At 68.5% G+C, this 17,756-nt stretch carries 15 protein-coding genes; 10 read left to right on the top strand and 5 right to left on the bottom strand.

Features of this window, described 5'->3' with window-relative positions; translation table 11 throughout:
• Nucleotides 1-6: 6 nt before the first annotated feature.
• The 4 genes from ACZ6YI_RS11635 (at nucleotide 7) to lanKC (ending at nucleotide 5,864) form a co-directional block, all read left to right on the top strand.
• On the top strand, nucleotides 7-1,380 hold the full coding sequence (locus ACZ6YI_RS11635; protein ID WP_465778804.1) for a sigma-54-dependent transcriptional regulator: 1,374 nt from the start codon (nucleotides 7-9) through the stop codon (nucleotides 1,378-1,380).
• Nucleotides 1,381-1,391: 11 nt separating this feature from the next.
• Nucleotides 1,392-2,735, top strand: coding sequence for a sensor histidine kinase (locus tag ACZ6YI_RS11630; protein WP_465778803.1), 1,344 nt, complete (start codon nucleotides 1,392-1,394; stop codon nucleotides 2,733-2,735).
• 202 nt (nucleotides 2,736-2,937) lie between these two features.
• The gene (locus ACZ6YI_RS11625; protein ID WP_465778802.1) at nucleotides 2,938-3,063 is read left to right on the top strand and encodes a hypothetical protein; all 126 of its coding nucleotides are present in this window, start codon (nucleotides 2,938-2,940) and stop codon (nucleotides 3,061-3,063) included.
• Nucleotides 3,064-3,182: 119 nt separating this feature from the next.
• A complete protein-coding gene (lanKC, locus tag ACZ6YI_RS11620; RefSeq protein WP_465778801.1) occupies nucleotides 3,183-5,864 on the top strand; it encodes a class III lanthionine synthetase LanKC in 2,682 nt (893 codons plus the stop codon).
• 4 nt (nucleotides 5,865-5,868) lie between these two features.
• On the opposite strand, the gene ACZ6YI_RS11615 is transcribed toward lanKC, so the two are convergent.
• The 5 genes from ACZ6YI_RS11615 to ACZ6YI_RS11595 form a co-directional block, all read right to left on the bottom strand.
• On the bottom strand, nucleotides 5,869-8,169 hold the full coding sequence (locus ACZ6YI_RS11615; protein ID WP_465778800.1) for a TonB-dependent receptor: 2,301 nt from the start codon (nucleotides 8,167-8,169) through the stop codon (nucleotides 5,869-5,871).
• Nucleotides 8,170-8,216: 47 nt separating this feature from the next.
• Nucleotides 8,217-8,564, bottom strand: coding sequence for a DUF2946 domain-containing protein (locus tag ACZ6YI_RS11610; RefSeq protein ID WP_465778799.1), 348 nt, complete (start codon nucleotides 8,562-8,564; stop codon nucleotides 8,217-8,219).
• Nucleotides 8,565-8,688: 124 nt separating this feature from the next.
• A complete protein-coding gene (locus ACZ6YI_RS11605) occupies nucleotides 8,689-10,299 on the bottom strand; it encodes an MFS transporter (protein ID WP_465778798.1) in 1,611 nt (536 codons plus the stop codon).
• Nucleotides 10,296-11,729, bottom strand: coding sequence for an efflux transporter outer membrane subunit (locus tag ACZ6YI_RS11600; protein ID WP_465778797.1), 1,434 nt, complete (start codon nucleotides 11,727-11,729; stop codon nucleotides 10,296-10,298). The genes ACZ6YI_RS11605 and ACZ6YI_RS11600 overlap by 4 nt, the downstream gene beginning before the upstream one ends.
• On the bottom strand, nucleotides 11,726-12,712 hold the full coding sequence (locus ACZ6YI_RS11595) for an HlyD family secretion protein (protein ID WP_465778796.1): 987 nt from the start codon (nucleotides 12,710-12,712) through the stop codon (nucleotides 11,726-11,728). Before ACZ6YI_RS11595 ends, ACZ6YI_RS11600 begins: the two co-directional genes overlap by 4 nt.
• A 146-nt stretch (nucleotides 12,713-12,858) precedes the next feature.
• Here ACZ6YI_RS11595 and modA point away from each other — a divergent pair, with 146 nt between their 5' ends.
• The 6 genes from modA to ACZ6YI_RS11565 all read left to right on the top strand — a co-directional run bounded on the left by modA (nucleotide 12,859) and on the right by ACZ6YI_RS11565 (nucleotide 17,616).
• The gene (gene modA, locus ACZ6YI_RS11590; protein ID WP_465778795.1) at nucleotides 12,859-13,605 is read left to right on the top strand and encodes a molybdate ABC transporter substrate-binding protein; all 747 of its coding nucleotides are present in this window, start codon (nucleotides 12,859-12,861) and stop codon (nucleotides 13,603-13,605) included.
• 7 nt (nucleotides 13,606-13,612) lie between these two features.
• Entirely contained in the window at nucleotides 13,613-14,287 is a 675-nt protein-coding gene (gene modB / locus ACZ6YI_RS11585; protein ID WP_465778794.1) for a molybdate ABC transporter permease subunit, read from the top strand.
• Nucleotides 14,284-14,949: an ABC transporter ATP-binding protein gene (locus ACZ6YI_RS11580; RefSeq protein ID WP_465778793.1), complete on the top strand. Its 666-nt coding sequence runs from the start codon at nucleotides 14,284-14,286 to the stop codon at nucleotides 14,947-14,949. Before modB ends, ACZ6YI_RS11580 begins: the two co-directional genes overlap by 4 nt.
• Nucleotides 14,950-15,010: 61 nt before the next feature.
• On the top strand, nucleotides 15,011-15,955 hold the full coding sequence (locus ACZ6YI_RS11575; RefSeq protein ID WP_465778792.1) for a lysylphosphatidylglycerol synthase transmembrane domain-containing protein: 945 nt from the start codon (nucleotides 15,011-15,013) through the stop codon (nucleotides 15,953-15,955).
• Nucleotides 15,952-17,097 (top strand): serine hydrolase domain-containing protein, encoded by a 1,146-nt coding sequence (locus ACZ6YI_RS11570; protein ID WP_465778791.1) that lies wholly within the window; start codon nucleotides 15,952-15,954, stop codon nucleotides 17,095-17,097. The genes ACZ6YI_RS11575 and ACZ6YI_RS11570 overlap by 4 nt, the downstream gene beginning before the upstream one ends.
• Nucleotides 17,098-17,136: 39 nt before the next feature.
• Complete coding sequence (locus ACZ6YI_RS11565; protein ID WP_465778790.1) at nucleotides 17,137-17,616, top strand: T6SS immunity protein Tdi1 domain-containing protein; 480 nt, start codon at nucleotides 17,137-17,139, stop codon at nucleotides 17,614-17,616.
• Nucleotides 17,617-17,756 lie beyond the last annotated feature (140 nt).

Here is a 17,756-nt window from a genome sequence, read left to right as displayed (position 1 = left end):
ATCGAAATGAACCGCACCACACTTCATGCGCCGGTCCTTGTTGTCGATGACCATCCGGATGTCCGGCTCGCGCTATGCATGCTGTTGCGCAGTGAAGGCCTTGCCGCCGTCGAGGCGGCATCCCCCGCTTCGGCCCGCGATATCGCGGCGCGCCGGGTGTTGTCCTGCGCCATCGTCGACCTGAACTACACCGCGGATACCACCTCGGGGCATGAAGGCCTGGAGCTCGTGCCGCGCCTGCGTGAGCTCGCGCCCGCCATGCCGGTGGTGGCGATGACCGCGTGGGGGAGTATCGATCTAGCGGTCGAAGCCATGCGGCGGGGCGCTGCGGACTTCATCGAAAAGCCGTGGGAGAAACGGCGCCTCCTGAGCACCGTGCAGAACCAGGTGGCCCTGTACGACGCACGCGAGGAGAACCGCCGGCTCAAGGCGGAAGCGCTGTTGTACAGGGAGGGCCCGGGAGGCATCTGTGCGACGGAATCATCGGCGATGCGCCGCGTGCTCGAACTGGTCGAGCGTATCGCGCAGGGCTACGCCAACGTGCTGGTACTCGGCGAGAACGGCACGGGCAAGTCCCTGCTGGCCCGTGACATCCACGCACGCTCGAAGCGTGCGGCGGCCCCGCTCGTCCGTATCGACATGGGCAGCCTGGCCGAGTCGCGTTTCACGGATGAGCTGTTCGGCGACGCGTCCGGTGAACATCCCGGGCGTTTCGAGGTGGCCGACAAGGGCACCCTGGTGCTCGAGGAGGTGTCCACGATCCCGGTCTTCCAGCAGGTCAAGCTCCTGCGCGTGCTCGAAGAGGGCGAGCTCGAGCGCAACGGCTCCGGCCAGACGCGGCGCGTCGATGTGCGCGTGGTCTCGACCAGCAACGCCGACCTCGAAGCGCAGGCGCGTGCCAACCGCTTCCGCCTGGACCTGCTGTACCGGCTGAACGCGATGCAGGTCCGGCTGCCCGCGTTGCGCGAGCGGGCCGAGGACATCATCCCGCTCGCGCGGCATTTCCTCCTGCGGGAATGCCGGCGCCTCGGTCGCGATGCCGCGCGGTTCTCGCTATCGGCCGAGCGGGCGCTGCGCAACTACGGGTGGCCGGGCAATATCCGCGAACTCGAACACGCCGTGGAACGCGCCGTGCTCACGAGCACGGGCGGCACCGAGATCGAGACGGATGCGCTGGCCCTCAACCGGCCCGAAGATGCGCCGCTGCTGCTGGATCGCCTGACCTTGCCGGAGGCGGAGCACCTGCTGATCACCCAGGCCCTGGACCGCAACGAGAACAACCTGCAGCGTGCCGCGGATGCACTGGGTATTTCGCGGCAGGCGCTGTACCGACGGCTCGACAAGCGAAAGACACGGGATCCGGCGGAACCCGTCGAGTGAGCGAGGCCCCGATGCCTGAGCGACCGCCGCAGACACACTTCGCCCCTTCACCCGCCGCTGGCGTGGCGCTGTGGGGCCTGGGCTTCATGGCGCCGACGGTGGCGGCGGCCGTGTGCCTGGCGTGCGGCCCGCCCGAGAAGCCGCTGGTGCGCGCTGCCTTGCTGGTGGCTGGCGTGGGCGGCTCGCTACTGGTGGGCTGGATCGGAGGCCGGCGCATCCTGGCATCGCTACGCACGGTGGCCGACCTGCTCGGCGCATTGCGCGAAGGCGACCTCGGCCTGCGCGGCCACGTGCGTCCCGGCCACGATCCCTTGCAGGGCCTGATCTCGGATGTCAACGAACTATCCGATGAACTGCGACGTGGCCGTCGCGTGCGCACGGAGGCATCGCGCTTCCTCGGCAAGACACTCGTCGCCTTGCACAGCGCGGTAATCGTCGTGGACGAGCATGGCGCGATCCGGCTGATCAACCCCACCGCGCGGCAGCTGATCGGTGCGGAAAGGAAATCAGTCATCGGTGCGGATCCTGCGACGCTGGGCTTCGCGGAGGCGATGAGTGCGCCTGACGGGAGCATCCTCTCGCATCGCTTTCCTGCGGCGAGCGGGCGCTGGGCCGTACGCCGCGCCACGTGGTACAGCGACGGCCGCGAACACACGCTGGTGATGCTGCACGACGTGAGTGCGGCGCTCAACGAGGAAGAGCACCGCGCCTGGCAACGGCTCATCCGCGTCCTCAGCCATGAGCTGAACAACTCGCTGACACCGATCGGATCGCTCGCGGAAACGCTCACGACCCTGCTCGCGCGTTACGGTGCGAATACGTCGCAGGTCGAGTTGCGCGACGGCCTCGAGGCGATCGCGCGGCGTTCCGGATCGCTCGCCCGGTTCGTGGGCGGATACGGCCGGCTGGCGCGCCTTCCGCCGATCGTGGCGCAACCGTTCCGGCTGGACCTTGCGCTGGCCAGGATCGCCCAACTGGAGCAGCGCGTTCCCGTGGCGCTCGAAGGGCGCGTGGCACTCGTCGTCCATGGTGACGAGGACCAGCTGGGGCAGGCGTTGGTGAACCTGGTGCGTAACGCCGCGGAGTCGTCGATGCTTACCGACGGAGGCGTGCGCATCGACTGGTTCGCGCAGGGCCAGGAAGCGTGGGTCGAGGTGGTCGACAGCGGCATCGGGTTGCCCGTCACCGATTCCCTGTTCGTGCCGTTCTTCACGACCAAGCCCGAAGGATCCGGCATTGGCCTGAGCCTGGCGCGGCTCATTGTCGAGGGCCATGGCGGTAGCGTCGGCCTCGCCAACCGTTGCGACGGCGAGCGTGGTGCCGTGGCGACCGTGCGGCTGAGGCTGGCGGGCTAGATGTCCGGATGCGGACAGCACTGTCCGGATCCGGACATCGTGGGTGACCGGAAACGGACCTGGCGCGTGAAAAGCGGGTAGATGCGGGGAGAACAGGTGCACGCAGTGGCTGAACCGGATTGTCCGCCACGCGGCCACGCTCCTAGATTCGAGCCGCACCGCACTTCCGGCGGTGTGCCCGAACCCGCAACGGAGAATCACGATGCATTCCATCCTTGCCCTTCAGCAGCTCGACGTCGAGGCCACCGTCCCGGGCCTCGACACACCCCAGAGTTCCTACAGCGGTTCCGGCTGCATCATCGGGGCCGCCGATCTCGGCGAAGGGTAAGGGTGCATCGCCCATCCATGGGTCGGGCGGAGTCGTAAGGCACACGGGAGCGATGGCCCCCGTGCCGACGTCCGGGTCGGCACGAGGGCCGGGTCCACCCGCGGGGGGCAGTGATCGGCATGGAGCGCTACAGGCAGTTGTGGCCGTATACGGCGGTGGATCGTGAGTTCTTCGAATCCTACGCGCAGCACCGCATCAATCCCGATGATTTCGAGCACGTCGTACGGGGGCAGCTGCCTCCGGATTGGGTCATGCGCCGCTCCGGCGTATGGATCCAGGCCCAGCGCGAAAGCGCGAAGCTGCCGATGCAGGGCTGGAAGATCCACGTATCGTCCGTGGCCGCGACGGCGCGGATCGTGCTGGCCATCACCGCCGCGATCCTTATCGCCAACGATGCGCCGTTCAAGTTCGCCGGTGATCTCCGCCTGCTCGGCGCCATCAACGGCAAGCGCTGGCCACGCGGCGGCGCGGGCAAGTTCATCACGGTCTATCCCGCCGACCTGCGCACGTTCCGCCGCCTGCTCGAGGATCTGGCCGCCGCGCTCGGGGGCTACGTGGGGCCGCACATCCTGACCGACCGCCGGCATCCGGATTGCCCGGTCGTCTCCTACCGCTACGGCGGCATGCTGAGTGCGTACCGCATCGATCCGAGTGGCCGCCGCCAGTGGTTGCTGCGGCGGCCCGATGGTGGCGCCGAACCCGATGATCGCCAGCCGCGCTATCGCGTACCCGACTGGCTCGCGGATCCCCTCGGCGATGAGCCCGGCTTGTCGAAAACGGACGCGCCGCTGCTGGGCGGCGGACGCTTCCGCCCGCTCAAGGCGCTCACGTTCTCCGCCGCGGGCGGCGTGTACGTCGCGGACGATCTTTACGAGGGCCGTCGCGTCGTGATCAAGGAAGCGCGCCCCTACATCGGTGCGGCGGAGCCAGTCACCAGCAGCCTGCGCAAGGAATTTCGCCTGCTGCGCAGGCTGGCGCCGCTGGTGGTCGCGCCGCGGCCTGTCGCCTATTTTCGCGAATGGGAACACAGCTTCCTTGCTGAGGAGATGCTGGAAGGCGACACCTTGCGCGCCTGGCTTGCCCGTCGCTACCCGGCATTGCGCAGCCGCGCTTCGCGTGCCGACGTGGCGAGCTACTTCGACGAAGTCTGCGATGTGTTCAGCCAACTCGCGGCAACGCTGTCGCGCGTGCACGACGCCGGCGTGTCCATTGGCGACCTGTCGTTCCACAACGTGATCGTCGAACCGACGGGCACGGTGCGACTGATCGACCTCGAAACCGCCGTGGAGGATGGCCTCGACCGGATCGCGGATGCGTGGACGCCGGGTTTCGGTCCTGCGCTTGCCTCACGCGAGGGCCATCCCGCGGCGATCGCCGCCGATCGCTACGCATTCGGTGCCAACCTGTTCGCCGCGTGCGCCCCAGTCAATGCGCTGGCGGCCCTGGATCCGGCGGCGACGGGGCGGTTCCTCCGCCAGTTTGTCGAGGACATGGACTACCCCCCGGCCTATGCGGACACGGTCGAGTCACTGATGCATCCGTCGCCGATGATGCGGCCTGATCCGGTCGTCGCGATGGCTGCGCTGCGGAAGGCAGTGGCCGCGATGCCGAGCGATCACGCTCTCGTGGCCCACCGCATGCGGGCCGCGATCCCCACGCCGGGCATCCCCGCGCGCGTGTTCGCTTACCTGGAGCAGCAGGCGCGAGCACCACGGCCCGATCGCTTTGTTCCCGCGGGGCCGGAAGTGTTCGAGAGCCATCCGTTCGGTATCGCGCATGGTGCAGCGGGCGTGCTCCACGCGTACCAGCGCAGCCGGCGAAAACCACCCGAGAACCTGCTGCCCTGGCTTCGCGATGGGTTAGGCGAAGCGCACGAACGCGGTGCCGGCCTGCTCGGTGGCGATGCCGGTATCGCGTGGGTCCTGTTCGACGCGGGCGACGCCGACCTTGCGTGCCACGTGTTACGCGCCACCCCGCTCGACGGCGCGATCTGCGACGTCGCCGGCCTCGACGAGGGTGTCGCCGGATGGGGACTCGCCCGGCTCAAGGCGTGGCACGCCACGGGCAAGGGCGAATTCCTCGATGCGGCGGTGGCCGCGGGCGCGCATGTGCTCGCGCATGCGCATGCGTCCGCGGAAGGCATCCACTGGCCGTCCGGTGAGCGTCAGCCACTTGGCCTGGGCCATGGTGCGAGCGGCGTCGCCCTGTTCCTGCTCCACCTGCACATGGCGACCGGCGAACCACGCTACCTCGCCGCGGCGCGTGACGCGCTGGACTTCGATCTGGCGCACGGCTTGCCGGGCGACGGGGGCACCCTCGCGTGGCCGGCGTGGAAGGGCTCAGCCACGACCTTGCCCTATCTCCGTGAAGGCACCGCCGGCGTCCTCGCCGTCGCCGCGCGGATGCATGCGTGCACGCGCGACGATCGTTACCGCGACATCGTCCTGCGCGCCGAAGCGGACCTGTTTCGCCGCCACGCCATCCGGCCCGGGTTGTTCGACGGGCTCGCCGGCGTGGGCGACACGCTGCTCGATCTGGCCGCGTTCTTCCCGGAGCGTGCCGCGCTTTATCACGACGAGGCGAAGCGTGTCGCTTGTGGCATCGAGCCGTTCCTGTTGCCGCGCGGCGATGCACTGGCCGTGCCGGGCGCGGAGCTCGCGCGGATCAGTTGCGACCTCGCCACCGGCAACGCAGGCGTCGGTAGTTTCCTCGACCGCCTCACGCAGGGCGGCAGTGCCTCGTTCATGCTCGATGAAGCGCTGCCCGCCGCCACCCTGCCACGCAGCGTGGCGGCGGCCTGAGCGGCTAGAGGCGGAACTTCGCTTCCGCCAGCCAGGTGCGCGAGGGATACGGGTAGTAAACGTAGTAGCGACGATTGGTGAGGTTATCGATCCCGACACTCAGTTCGACATGCGGATTCACCGTCCATGCGGCCTTCGCATCCAGCGTGAGGAAGTCGCTGGCGCCGCCGAAGGTATCCGGGTTCGTGTCGCTGTGGTCGAGCGTGTTGTACTGGCGCCCGGAGTAACGACCCGCGAGCGTCAACGCCACGTCCGTTCGTACGTGCATCGTGGCGACGAGGTTGGCCCGCCAGCGTGGGATGCGGTAGAACTGCTTGCCCTCCGAGGCGGGATTGCGATGGTTGCGTACCGTCGTGGCCTGCGTATAGGCCGCGTTCGCGGACAGATCCAGCCACGGGACCAGCACCGCCTCGCCATCGAAGCTCGCCTCGGCGCCGCGGGTACGCACCAGGTCGACGTTCTGCACGCTCGTCACGTTCGGGAACACGGTGGTGTCGGTCTGGCTGAATAGCGCATTGCGCGTGTCACTGCGGAACACGGTGAAGCGCGTGACGTTGCCGGGGTGGTACCACTCCGCGGAGAGTTCGCGGGAGAGATCGTTTTCCGGCTTCAGGTTGGGGTCGTTGTTGACCAGGCTGATGCCGTTGAACGTGCCCTGGAACAGTTCGTTCACGGTCGGGAAGCGGTAGGCACGCGCGCCGGAAAGGCGCAGCGTCAGCGCGTCGGACGCGGCGTATGCCAGCGACACTTTCGGCGACGTGTGGGTTTCCTTGCGCTCGGGATAGCCGGTGCTGGCGCTCGCCGTCGCGCGCGTGCCGTTGAACGCGCGCCACTGCTCGTAGCGCGCACCTGTGGTCAACCGCCAGCGTTCATCCCATTGCCACGCATCCTGGACGTAGATCGCCTGGGTTTGCGTGCTGCCGCCGTTGGCGGCGGTGAGCGCGCCGGCATCGCCCCGGCGCCAGTTGTCGAGGCCATAGCTCGCGTTGTCGAGCCGGTAACCGTCGTAGTGGTAGCCGAAGCTCACGGCATGTGTGTTCGGGCCGGCAGTGTCGGGGGTATGGCTCGCGCGCAGGTCGAGGGTGCGCCAGCGGCTGCCATCGCCCGCGGTCAGCAGGCCGGGGCCATCGTACGTCACGGCGTTGGCGGTACGGTCACGGTTCCGGTCCATGTCGAAATACGACACGTTGCCCTCGACGTTCCAGCCCGTCGCGCGATGCGTCCCGAGCGACAGGCCGTAGAGGTAGTTGCGGCTCTGCCGCGTCCCGGGCGCGAAGAAGTTGGCGGGCAACGTGTACTGACGGCCATCGATGCTGACCGGTCCCGACCACACCGGGTTGCCGGCCCCATCGCGCAGGAACGTCTCCGTGCGATGCGACAGATCCTGCTTCCAGTAACCGAGCGTCGCGGCGGCCGTGAGCTCGGGCGTGATGTCGTAGCTGAAGCGCGCGTGGGCTTCATCCTGGCTCGTCGCTTCCTGTCCTTCCGCGTTGATGCCCAGCACCTCGCGCGGCAGGCCGTTCGCACCCGTGTCACCGATGGCCCCGGTGACCGGCCGGCTGTTGCCCGGCACCGCCGAGCGGTTCTGCACGGCGTACACGAGCGGCTGGCCATTCGACTGCAGGTGCGATACGCCGATGAGGAACGCGAAGCGGCCCTCGCGGTCACCAATGGTCGCGGTCTGCTTGCTGCCGCCGTAGTCGCGATCCACGCCGTAGGTGTGCACGTGCTGCGTGAAGGCCTGCACGTCACCGGTGATCTCGAGCTTCTCGGGCATGCGCGTGGTCATGACCACCGTCGCGCCGATGCTGTTGCCCGGATACAGCGCGGAATAGGCCCCGTAGATCACATCGATGCGGGCGAGGTTGTCCGGGAACGCCATGGACCAGCGCGGTGGGTTGGCCCAGTTGTTACCCAGCAGGTTGGAGAGCAGCAGACCGTCCAGGTAGACGAGCCCGCGCGCGCTCTGCTGGTTGCTCGTGCCGCGCACGGAGAACGTCGCGTTCTCGTCGCCGGCGAAGCGCTTGCGGATGCCGAACGCCGGCAGGTACTTCAGGGCGTCCTCGGTGTTCACGATGTTCAGCCGCTTGAGCTTCGCGGGCGTGATCGTCTCGACCGCCGCCGGCATGTCGGGATCGATGGCGGCACCGTGGCTGGTCGCCGATACGCGAACCTCGTGCAGGTTGGTGGTGGCGGGCGGCGGGAGTTCGGGTGCGTCCGCGGCATGCGCGGCGCACGCGCCACTGGCGATGGCGCAGGCAATGGCACGCGCAAGTGCGCGTCCCTCGATGGCAAGGAAAGTCATGGTCTTGGGGTCCGTGGGTCGTGTGCGTACGGCGGGATCGGTAACGATCAGGCGTGCGCGTCGACCGGCGGACCTCGTGGGTGGGCGTGGAAGGTGGCGCGGACCATGAACCCGTCGCGCGCCGGCATGGGCACATCCGCGTGGACCGCGAGCCGCGGCACGCTGGCGGCAAACGAGGCGCCTGCCAGGCCCGGGTGGTGCGCGAAAAGCGTGCAGTACCCGCACGCGGCGCCGTCATCGCCGTGGCCTTGCGATCCGCCGCCGTGGTGGTGGGCGTCCGCCGGCTCGCACCAGGCGCCAAGGTCGGGGAAGCTCCAGGCGCTGACCCGGGAGATCGTGGGAGCGAGCGCGGCGAGCCAGACGGCGAGGATCGCCATCCATCCCAACCCACGCATTTTCAGCGCTCCACGACGCACCTGGCGTCTCCCTGATGACAACCCCGGACCCGGGTCCAGGGATAATGGCACGGACGCGGGTGAACGGCGTGCGACACGGTGTCGCCCCGGGCGCACCAGCGGGTCAGGCGCGGTTCGCGGCAGCGGGTGCGGGTAACGGCGGGACCGCCGGCGGTGTCGCCAGCTCCGGCGGGTTACGCAGGCACAGGACGATCAGCACGGCGGTGGTGCCGATGCAGCTGGCAAGCAGGAAGCCATCCAGGATCGAGAGTGTGTACGCCTGGGCGCGCACGGCCGCGGCGACGAGGCCCGCACCACGCGCTTCCGCGCCACCGGTGCCCTGGGTCAGCGGGCCGACGAAGCTGGCGTAGGCGCTGATGCGCGCATCGGTCAAGGGCGCCCCGTTCATCACGTGCTGGCCGATGAGGTTGGAGTGGTACTGCTCGGCCTTGCGGGTGAACGAGATAAGAAGCGACGTACCGAGCTCACCACCGAACAGGCGCGCGGTCTGGATGATCGCGCCGAACGTGATGCCGTCGGTTGGCCCGATGTGGTGGGCGAAGAAGTAGATGACCGCCGTGAGTTCCAGCGTCTCGCCAACGGCCTGCAACAGCAGGGCCATCTGGAAATCGCCTTCGGCCCATTCCGAAGTGATGCCCGTGGCGAGCAGGAAGCCCGCGGTGGCGACGGAGAAGCCGACCCCGATCGCGAACCGTGCATCCACGCGGTTGAGCAGCCACGCCACGGTCGGCGCGATGATCAGCTGGGGTAACGCTACCCAGAGCAACGCATTGCCGACCTCGAGCGGGCGCAGGCCGCGCACCTGGATCAGGAAGTTCGCGACCAGCGTATTGCTCGACGTGACGAGGAAACGCGTGGCGAGGATGAGCAGGATGCACAGGAACACGTTGCGCCGGACAAGCAGGCTGAAATCCACGCTGGGCGCGGGCAGCGTCGTCTCGTGCAACAGGAACAGGCCGATCGCGATGATGCCCGCGGCGAGCACGCCGACCACGAACATCGACGAGAACCAGTCGAGCCGGTCGCCCTGGTCCAGGGCGACAAAGACCAGCGTGAAGCCGATGGCACCCGTCACCATGCCGCGGAAGTCGCCGCCACGCAGGTATTCCATGTCGATCGGCAGCCGGCGCAGGCCGAACCAGTACAGGAAGAACATGGGCACCGCGACCACGGTGTTCTGCCAGAAGATCCAGTCCCAGGTCGCGTGTTCGACGTACCAGCCCTCGAGCGAACTTGCGACATTGAGGCCGAGGATGATGTTCATCGCATAAGCCGCGAGGCCCCAGGGCCACAACGACTTCGGCAGGCCAAGCAGGATGAAGGATGCCGTGAGCGGGATGAAGGTGCCCGAGCCCAGCCCGGCGACCACCTGCAGCACGATGAGGCTGCGCAGGTCCGGCGCGAACGGGATCAGGAACTCCGCCACGCCATAGATCACGCAGCCAACCATGAGTACGCGGCGGGGGCTGAAGGCGCGGCCGAGGAAGATGGCCAGCGGACCGATGAACATCTGCGACGCGGAGAACGCGGTGGGGATCCACGCGCCCTCGTCGAAGCCCGCGCTGACGGCACCGCGTACGTCCGACAGGCCGATGGACGTGAGGCGCGAGGTGAGCGTGGTGGCGACCGCGCCGAGCAGCACGGCGACGATACCGAGCCAGGGCAGGGGCGCCGTGGCCGGTACTGGTGCCGCGGGCGTGGCGACCGCGTTCACCGCGGTACCGTCACGCTGGCGGTTACCGGCTGGCGTGGCACGGGATCGCCTTCCTGCCAGCCGCCGCCGAGGGCCTTCACCAGCGAGATCGCGGAAAGCAGCCGCTGCTGGTCGTTCTGGATGGCGGCACGCTGGCTCGCCAACGCCTGGCGTTCGGAATCCACCACTTCGAAATACCCGGCAAGGCCGCGGTCGTAGCGCGAGCGCGACACCTTCGCCGCCGCCGTCGCCGCATCGACCGTGGCGGCCAGCGCCGTGCCCTGCTCACGCAGCCAGGTGCCGTCGCTCAGCGCATCCTGCACTTCGCGGAACGCGACGATGCCATCCTGGCGCCAGCGCGCGTACGCACCGCGATACGCCGCTTCCGCAGCCTCCAGTCGTGCGCGGTTCCGCCCGCCCTCGAAGATCGGCAGGTGCACGGTCGGGCCAATGCCCCACAGCCGGCTATCGCGCTGGGCCAGGTCGCCAGCGCTGTTGCTGGCGTAGCCGGCGGAGGCGGTGAGTTGCACCGAGGGGAAGAAGGCCGTACGCGCCACGCCGATGCGCGCGCTGGCCGCGGCGAGTGCACGTTCGTCGCTCGCGACGTCCGGGCGCCGCGTGAGCAGCGTGGAAGGGAGGCCGGCCGGAATATCCGGCACCGTTGGCGTCCACGGTTTGGGCGCGACGTGGAAATCCGGCGCGTCGCGCGCTTCGAGTACGGCCAGCGCATGCTCCAGGTTGTCGCGCCTGCGGTGGGCGTCGGCCAGGTCGGCACGCGTCTGCGCTAGATCCGCGCGTGCGCGCAGCACATCGAGGTCGCCGACCACGCCGGCGTGCGCGCGGCGGTCGGCGAGTTTCAGTGCGTCTTCGCGCAGGGACACCGTGCGACCCAACACGTCGATGTCGCGATCGGTACTGCGCAATGAGAGATAGGTGGAGGCGCTGGCCGCCGCCAGGCTCAGGCGCAACGCGGCGATGCTGTCGGCGCTGGCGTCGACATCGCCCTGCGCGGCTTCCACGCTGCGGCGTACGCGGCCCCACAGGTCGACTTCGTAGGCCACATCCACGGGCACGCGATACAGCGTGGTCTCCAGCGCAGGCAGCGCGTTCGACACCGTGCCCGAGGTGCGCGCGCGCTGGTAGGCCGGGTCGAGCGACACCTGCGGGAACTCGTCCGCCCGCGCTACGCCCAGCAGCGCGCGGGTCTGGTCGTAGCGTGCCAGCGCGCCGGCGAGGTCCTGGTTCGCGGCAAGCGTTGCGTCGATATGCTGGCCGAGCTCTTCGTCACCGAACAGCGTCCACCAGCGGTCGGGCAGGGTGCTCGCGGTGGTGGTGGGGTGTTGCCATGCGGCGGGCGCGGGGCGCTCCGGACGCTGGTAGTCCGGGCCGAGCACGCAGCCGGCCAGCGTGGCGGCCGCGCACAGCACGATCGCGGCGCGGCGCAGGATCACTTCGAGTCCCCGGCGCGGATCTTCACGATCATGGAAAGGCCTGGCGGAAGGCGCTCGCGGTAGCGTCGCAGGTCATCCGCGCCGAACAGGATCTTCACCGGCACGCGCTGGACCACCTTGGTGAAGTTACCGGTGGCGTTATCCGGCGGGAGGAGGGCGAACTGCGAGCCGGAGGCGGGTGAGATGCTGTCGACGTGGCCGATGAACGTGACGCCGGGTAATGCGTCCACGGTCATGCGGGCTTCGGTGCCGCGCGTCATCCCGTGCAGCTGCGTTTCCTTGTAGTTCGCGACCACCCAGACTTCATCGGAGACGATCGAGAGCAGGGTCTGCCCCGCGCTCACGCGCGCACCGACCTCGACGGTGCGCCGGCCGACGTAGCCACTCACCGGGGCGATGACCTTGGTGTAGCCGTAGGCCAGCTGGGCATCGTGCAGCGCCGCCTCGCCCGTGGCGACCTGCGCCTTCGCCGATTCCAGTGCCGCGGTCGCTGCGACCTTGCGCGCCTCCGCACTGGTCTTGTTCGCTTTCGCCGAATCGGAAGCCGCGCGCGCGGCGTCGTATTCCTGCTTCGAGATGCCGCGCGGGGTTTCGTTGACGAGCTCGCTGGCGCGGGTGAGGTCGAAGCCGGTCTTCCGCACGGTGGCATCCGCGGCGACGATGGCGGCGCCGGCTTCGGCGATCTGCGCCTCCGCGCTGGCCACCTGGCCCTGCGCGCGATTGATGTCCGCGCGGGCCTGTTCCACGCGCACGTCGAAATCGCGCGTGTCGAGCTGCAGCAGGACCTCGCCGGCTTTGACGTGCTGGTTGTCATTGACGTACAGCGCCGTGACCGTGCCGGTCACGCGCGGCGCCACCGGATGGATGCGCCCCGTCACATAGGCATCGGTCGTCGTCTCCGTGCGGTCGAGCCAGGCGAAGAGCAGTACGACGAGGGTGCCTAGCACCAGCACGGCGCCGATGATGCGCAAGGCGAGTTTCATGTGGGCCATACCCTCGTTCGATCCGGCCACGCTGCCACCGTGGCGCGTGGCTGGCTTGGAGATCCTTGTCCGTCGCGGGCGCCGGTTTCCGTGCCCGGTGGCGCCGCGTATAGTCCTTTCCGATCCCACTGCCGGAAACGCCCACCATGCGCCTGCGCCCCTTCGTTGCGTTGTTGCTGCTCACCGGCGCGTCAGCGGCCTCCGCCGCCGATCTCGTCGTCTCCGCCGCATCCAGCCTGACCGATGCGTTCCAGGCCGTCGGCAAGGCGTATGAGGCGAAGCATCCCGGCACGCACGTGGTGCTGAACTTCGCCGCGTCCGACGTGCTGCTGCGCCAGATCGCCAGCGGCGCGCCCGCCGATGTCTTCGCCTCGGCCGACCAGACCGCGATGGACAAGGCCGTGGCGGCCAAGGCCATCGATCCGTCGACCCGCAAGGACTTCGCCTCCAACCGGCTTGTGCTGGTCGTGCCGCAGGACAGCAAGGCCACGATCGGTTCGCCGGCCGACCTCAAGGCCGACAGCGTGAAGCGCGTGGCTTACGGCGACCCGGCATCGGTCCCGGTGGGCCGGTATACCAAGGCGGCGCTGGAGCAACAGGGCCTCTGGGACGCGGTGTCGGCCAAGGGCGTGCTCGCCCAGAATGTCCGCCAGAGCCTCGATTACGTCGCCCGCGGCGAGGTCGACGCGGGCTTCGTCTTCGCGACGGACGCCGCGATCATGAAGGACAAGGTGAAGGTCGCCGCGACCGTGCCGACGCCGAAGCCGATCACGTACCCGATCGCGGTCGTCGCCGGTTCGAAGCAGCCGGCGGACGCGGCCGCCTTCGAAGCCTTCGTGCAGTCGGCGGAGGGTCGCAAGATCCTGTCCGGTTTCGGCTTCGAGGCACCGTAAGCCCGGCGTGGATTCGCTCTGGGTACCCCTGCTGCTGACGCTGAAGGTCGCCCTGTGGGCGACCGCGCTGAACCTTGTCCTCGGCGTGGCGGTGGCGTTCGGCCTTTCGCGCTGGCGTTCGCATGCGCGCGAGGTGGCCGATGCGATCCTCACCCTGCCGCTCGTCCTGCCGCCCACGGTGCTCGGCTATTACCTGCTCGTGCTGCTGGGCCGGCGCGGCGTATTCGGCGAATGGCTGGACCGCCTCGGCATCGAGCTGGTGTTCACCTGGCAGGGCGCGGTGGTGGCGTCAACGCTCGTGGCGTTCCCGCTCGTGCACAAGGCGGCGCGCGCGGCCTTCGAGGCGGTGGATCCCCAGCTGGAAAACGCAGGGCGCGTGCTCGGGTTGCGCGAGGGCGCGGTGTTCTTCCGCATCTCGCTGCCGCTGGCGGCGCGCGGCATCACCGCGGGCGCCTTGCTCGCCTTCGCCCGCGCCATGGGTGAATTCGGTGCCACGCTCATGATCGCCGGCAACCTGCCGGGACGCACCCAGACGCTTTCCGTGGCGATCTACGCCGCCGTGCAGGCTGGCGACGACCGCAGCGCCGCGATCATGGTGGCGGTGACGTCGGTGACCTGCGTCGTGGCGCTGCTGCTCGCGGGCTGGCTGGCGCCCGATCACCTGCGCCGGAGTCGCCCGTGAGCGTCGATGTCGCGATCCGCAAGGTGCTGCGTGACGACGATCGCCACTTCGACCTCGACGTGGCCTTTGCCTCGGATGCGCGGCGCATCGTGCTGTTCGGCCCCTCCGGCGCCGGCAAGAGCCTGACGCTGCGTGCGGTGGCCGGCCTGCTGGTGCCCGATGACGGGCACGTCCGCGTGGATGGCCAGACCCTGTTCGACGCCGCCGCCGGCGTGGCGCTGCCGCCGAGGGAGCGTGGGGTCGCCTACGTGTTCCAGGACTATGCGCTGTTCCCGCACCTCACGGTCGCGCAGAACATCGGTTTCTCACTCGTCCGCGGGTGGTTGAATCCATCGCGCCGCGCACGCGATCCCCGCGTCGCGCGCCTGCTGGAGCTTTTCGAACTGGGTGGTGTCGCCGACAGCTACGCCTCGCGCATATCGGGTGGCCAGCGCCAGCGCGTCGCCCTCGCGCGTGCGCTGGTGTCGGAGCCACGCCTGGTCCTGCTCGACGAACCGTTCGCGGCACTGGATCCCGCGCTACGCGGCCGGATGCGTACGGAGCTGCTGGCCCTGCAGCAGCGGCTGGACCTGCAACTGCTCGTCATCACCCATGACCCAGCGGATGTTGAGGCCTTGCAGGGCCATACGATCGAACTCCGCGACGGACGCGTCGTGGCATGAGCACGGTGCGTAAGAACCGTCGGTTATCATCGGCAGCCATCGTCCCCGCCCGGATACATCGTTGAGCACGCCCAGCCAGAATCCCCGGGGGAAAGCCCTCGCCATCCGCGCGCTGAAATACGGCGTGACGCTGGCGATCGTAGGCGCGGCGGCGTTCCTGTTGCATCGCTATATCGCGAAGATGGCCTGGCACGACGTGCGCGATGCGCTGACCCGCATCCCGCGCTGGCACATCATCGGCTCCATCGGCGCCGCGCTGTCGAGCTGGGCCTGCCTTACGGCTTACGACGTGTTCGCCGTGGAGACCGTGGTGCCGGGCAAGGTGTCGATGAAGATGAAGATCTTCTCCGGCGCCACGACCCACGCCATCTGCAATGCGCTCGGCTTCCATGCGATCACCGGCACGGCCTTGCGCTACCGCTTGCTGTCGACCCAGAGTGTGCGTGCGGCGGACGTCGCGCGCGTCGTCGGCCTCGTCGGCTTCGCGGTCGGCATGGGCTTCGCCGCGGTGACCTGCATCGCGCTGGTCATGGAGCCCTCCATCGCGAACGAATGGGGCCGCTGGCTGGGCATGGGCCTCGTCGTCGCCTTCGTGCTCCTGCTGCACTGGCTCGCGGGCAAGCACGATGAACTCAAGGTGTGGAAGTTCACCACGCCGGTGCCCTCGGCGCGCTCCGCCGCCGCGCAGATCGCGATCGGCGTAGTCGAGATGGTGGGCGCCATCCTGACGATGTACCTGCTGCTGCCGCCCGACATCGCCGGCAGCTTCCTCGATTTCGCACCCATATACGTGGGCGCGGTGCTCGCCGGCATCATCAGCAATACGCCGGGCGGTATCGGCGCGTTCGAGGCGCTCACGCTCGCCGCATTCCCGCAGGAACAGCGCGCGCAGGTGCTTGCCGCGCTGCTCGCGTATCGCGTGATCTATGGCTTCGGCCCCTTCGTCATCGCCTCGATCGCACTGGGTGGCTTTGAGTTCCGCCGGCGCGCACGGAAAGTCGCATGAAATACCTGGTTCCCCTGATGCTCGCGCTGCTCGCAGGCTGCGCCGCTACCCCGCATGCGCGTCGCACCGATGTGCTGTTCTGGAACCAGGCGCAGCGCGAAGCCAACTTCCGCGCGATGGACACGCAGTACGCGAGCAACGTGGTGAAGCATGGCGTCGCGCATCCGTTGCCCGCCGGCAAACCGATCGTGCCCGTGCTCGACGATGGCACCTCGCTCGAGGCGTACATGGCTGCGCACCATGTGGCAGGCATCATGGTCCTGCAGGACGGCAGGGTGCGGCTTGAGCGTTACGGGCTCGGCGCTGATGCCCGGACGCGCTGGACATCGTTCTCCGTCGCGAAGTCATTCACATCGACGCTTGTTGGCGCCGCGTTGCGCGATGGGGCGATCCATTCGCTCGATGACAAGGTCGTGCGTTACATCCCCGAAGTCGCGGTGGGCGCATACCGTGATGTCACGGTTCGCCAGTTGCTGACGATGACCTCGGGCGTGCGCTGGAACGAGGATTACAGCGATCCGCACTCGGATGTGGCGCAGATGTACGAGGGCCGCCGCGTGCCCGGTGAACCCTTGCTGGTGACCTACATGGCACCGCTGCCGCGCGAGTTCGCGCCGGGCGAACGCTGGGGGTACAAGACCGGCGAAACCGACCTGGTCGGCATCCTCGTCAACCGGGCGACCGGGAAGACGCTGGCTGCATACCTTTCGGAAAAAATCTGGCGTCCTTACGGCATGGCGAACGATGCGCTGTGGCTGAAGGATGCGATCGACGGTACGGAAGCGGGTGGTTCGGGCGTGTCGGCCACGCTGGGCGACTATGCGCGCCTCGGCCAGTTCCTGCTCGACGGCGGCATGGCCGGCGGGCATGCCGTGCTTGCGGACGGCTGGCTGGCCGATGCCACGAAGAAACATGCGGATATCGGCGCACCTGGGCGTGGTTACGGCTACCAGTGGTGGACGTGGGACGACGGGGCTTTTGCCGGCATCGGCATCTTCGGCCAGCTGCTCTATGTCGACCCGGCGCGCCACCTCGTCATCGTGCAGCTGGCGGCGTGGCCGGTGGCCACGGACGATGCGCAGGCGAAGACGCGCGGCGATTTCGTACGAGCCGTGACCCATGCCATCGACGCCCAGCCGTAAGGGGTACAATCGGGGCTCCCCCACCCCAGGCCTTCCCCCATGCCGCTTTCCTGGAACGAACTGACCTGCACGCCGGACGAAGAAGCGATCAAGTCGCTCGCGGCATCGTGGGAATGGCAGATCGGTAAAGACTTCACGCCGCTGCTGTTCACCGCGCTGGGCGACATGTTTTACCAGAGCGACAAGGGCGAGGCGGTGTACTGGCTGAACACCGGCACGGCGGAAGTCGAGCGCGTGGCGGACAACGTCGACGCATTCAACCAGCAGCTGCGCGAAGAGATCGCCGACGAATGGCTGTTGCCGCCGCTGGTCGAGGCACTGATCGAGGCCGGCAAGGTCTGCGCGGAAGGCGAGTGCTACACGTACGTGACGCTACCGGTCTTCGCCGAGGGCGAGTACACCGTCGAGAACTTCAACCCGGTTCCGGCGCGCGAGCACTTCGAGCTCACCGGCTCGGTCCTGCAGGAGCTGCAGGATCTCCCCGACGGCACGAACGTCAACATCGATATCACCCACTAAAACCTGTGGGAGCGGGGGGGGGGGCGGGGGGGGGTGGGGGGGGGCCCCCCCCCCCCCCCCGCCCGCGCCCACCCCCCGTTGTTTTTTATCTGCGAGGTAGTGTTAAAACACAGCAGGGGGGGGGTTTATTTGGTTCGAAG

The organism is Luteibacter sp. NPDC104163 (genome assembly GCF_055584245.1).
Note: the sequence above shows the minus strand (reverse complement) of the source record. Positions and strands in the feature narration are given on the sequence as shown.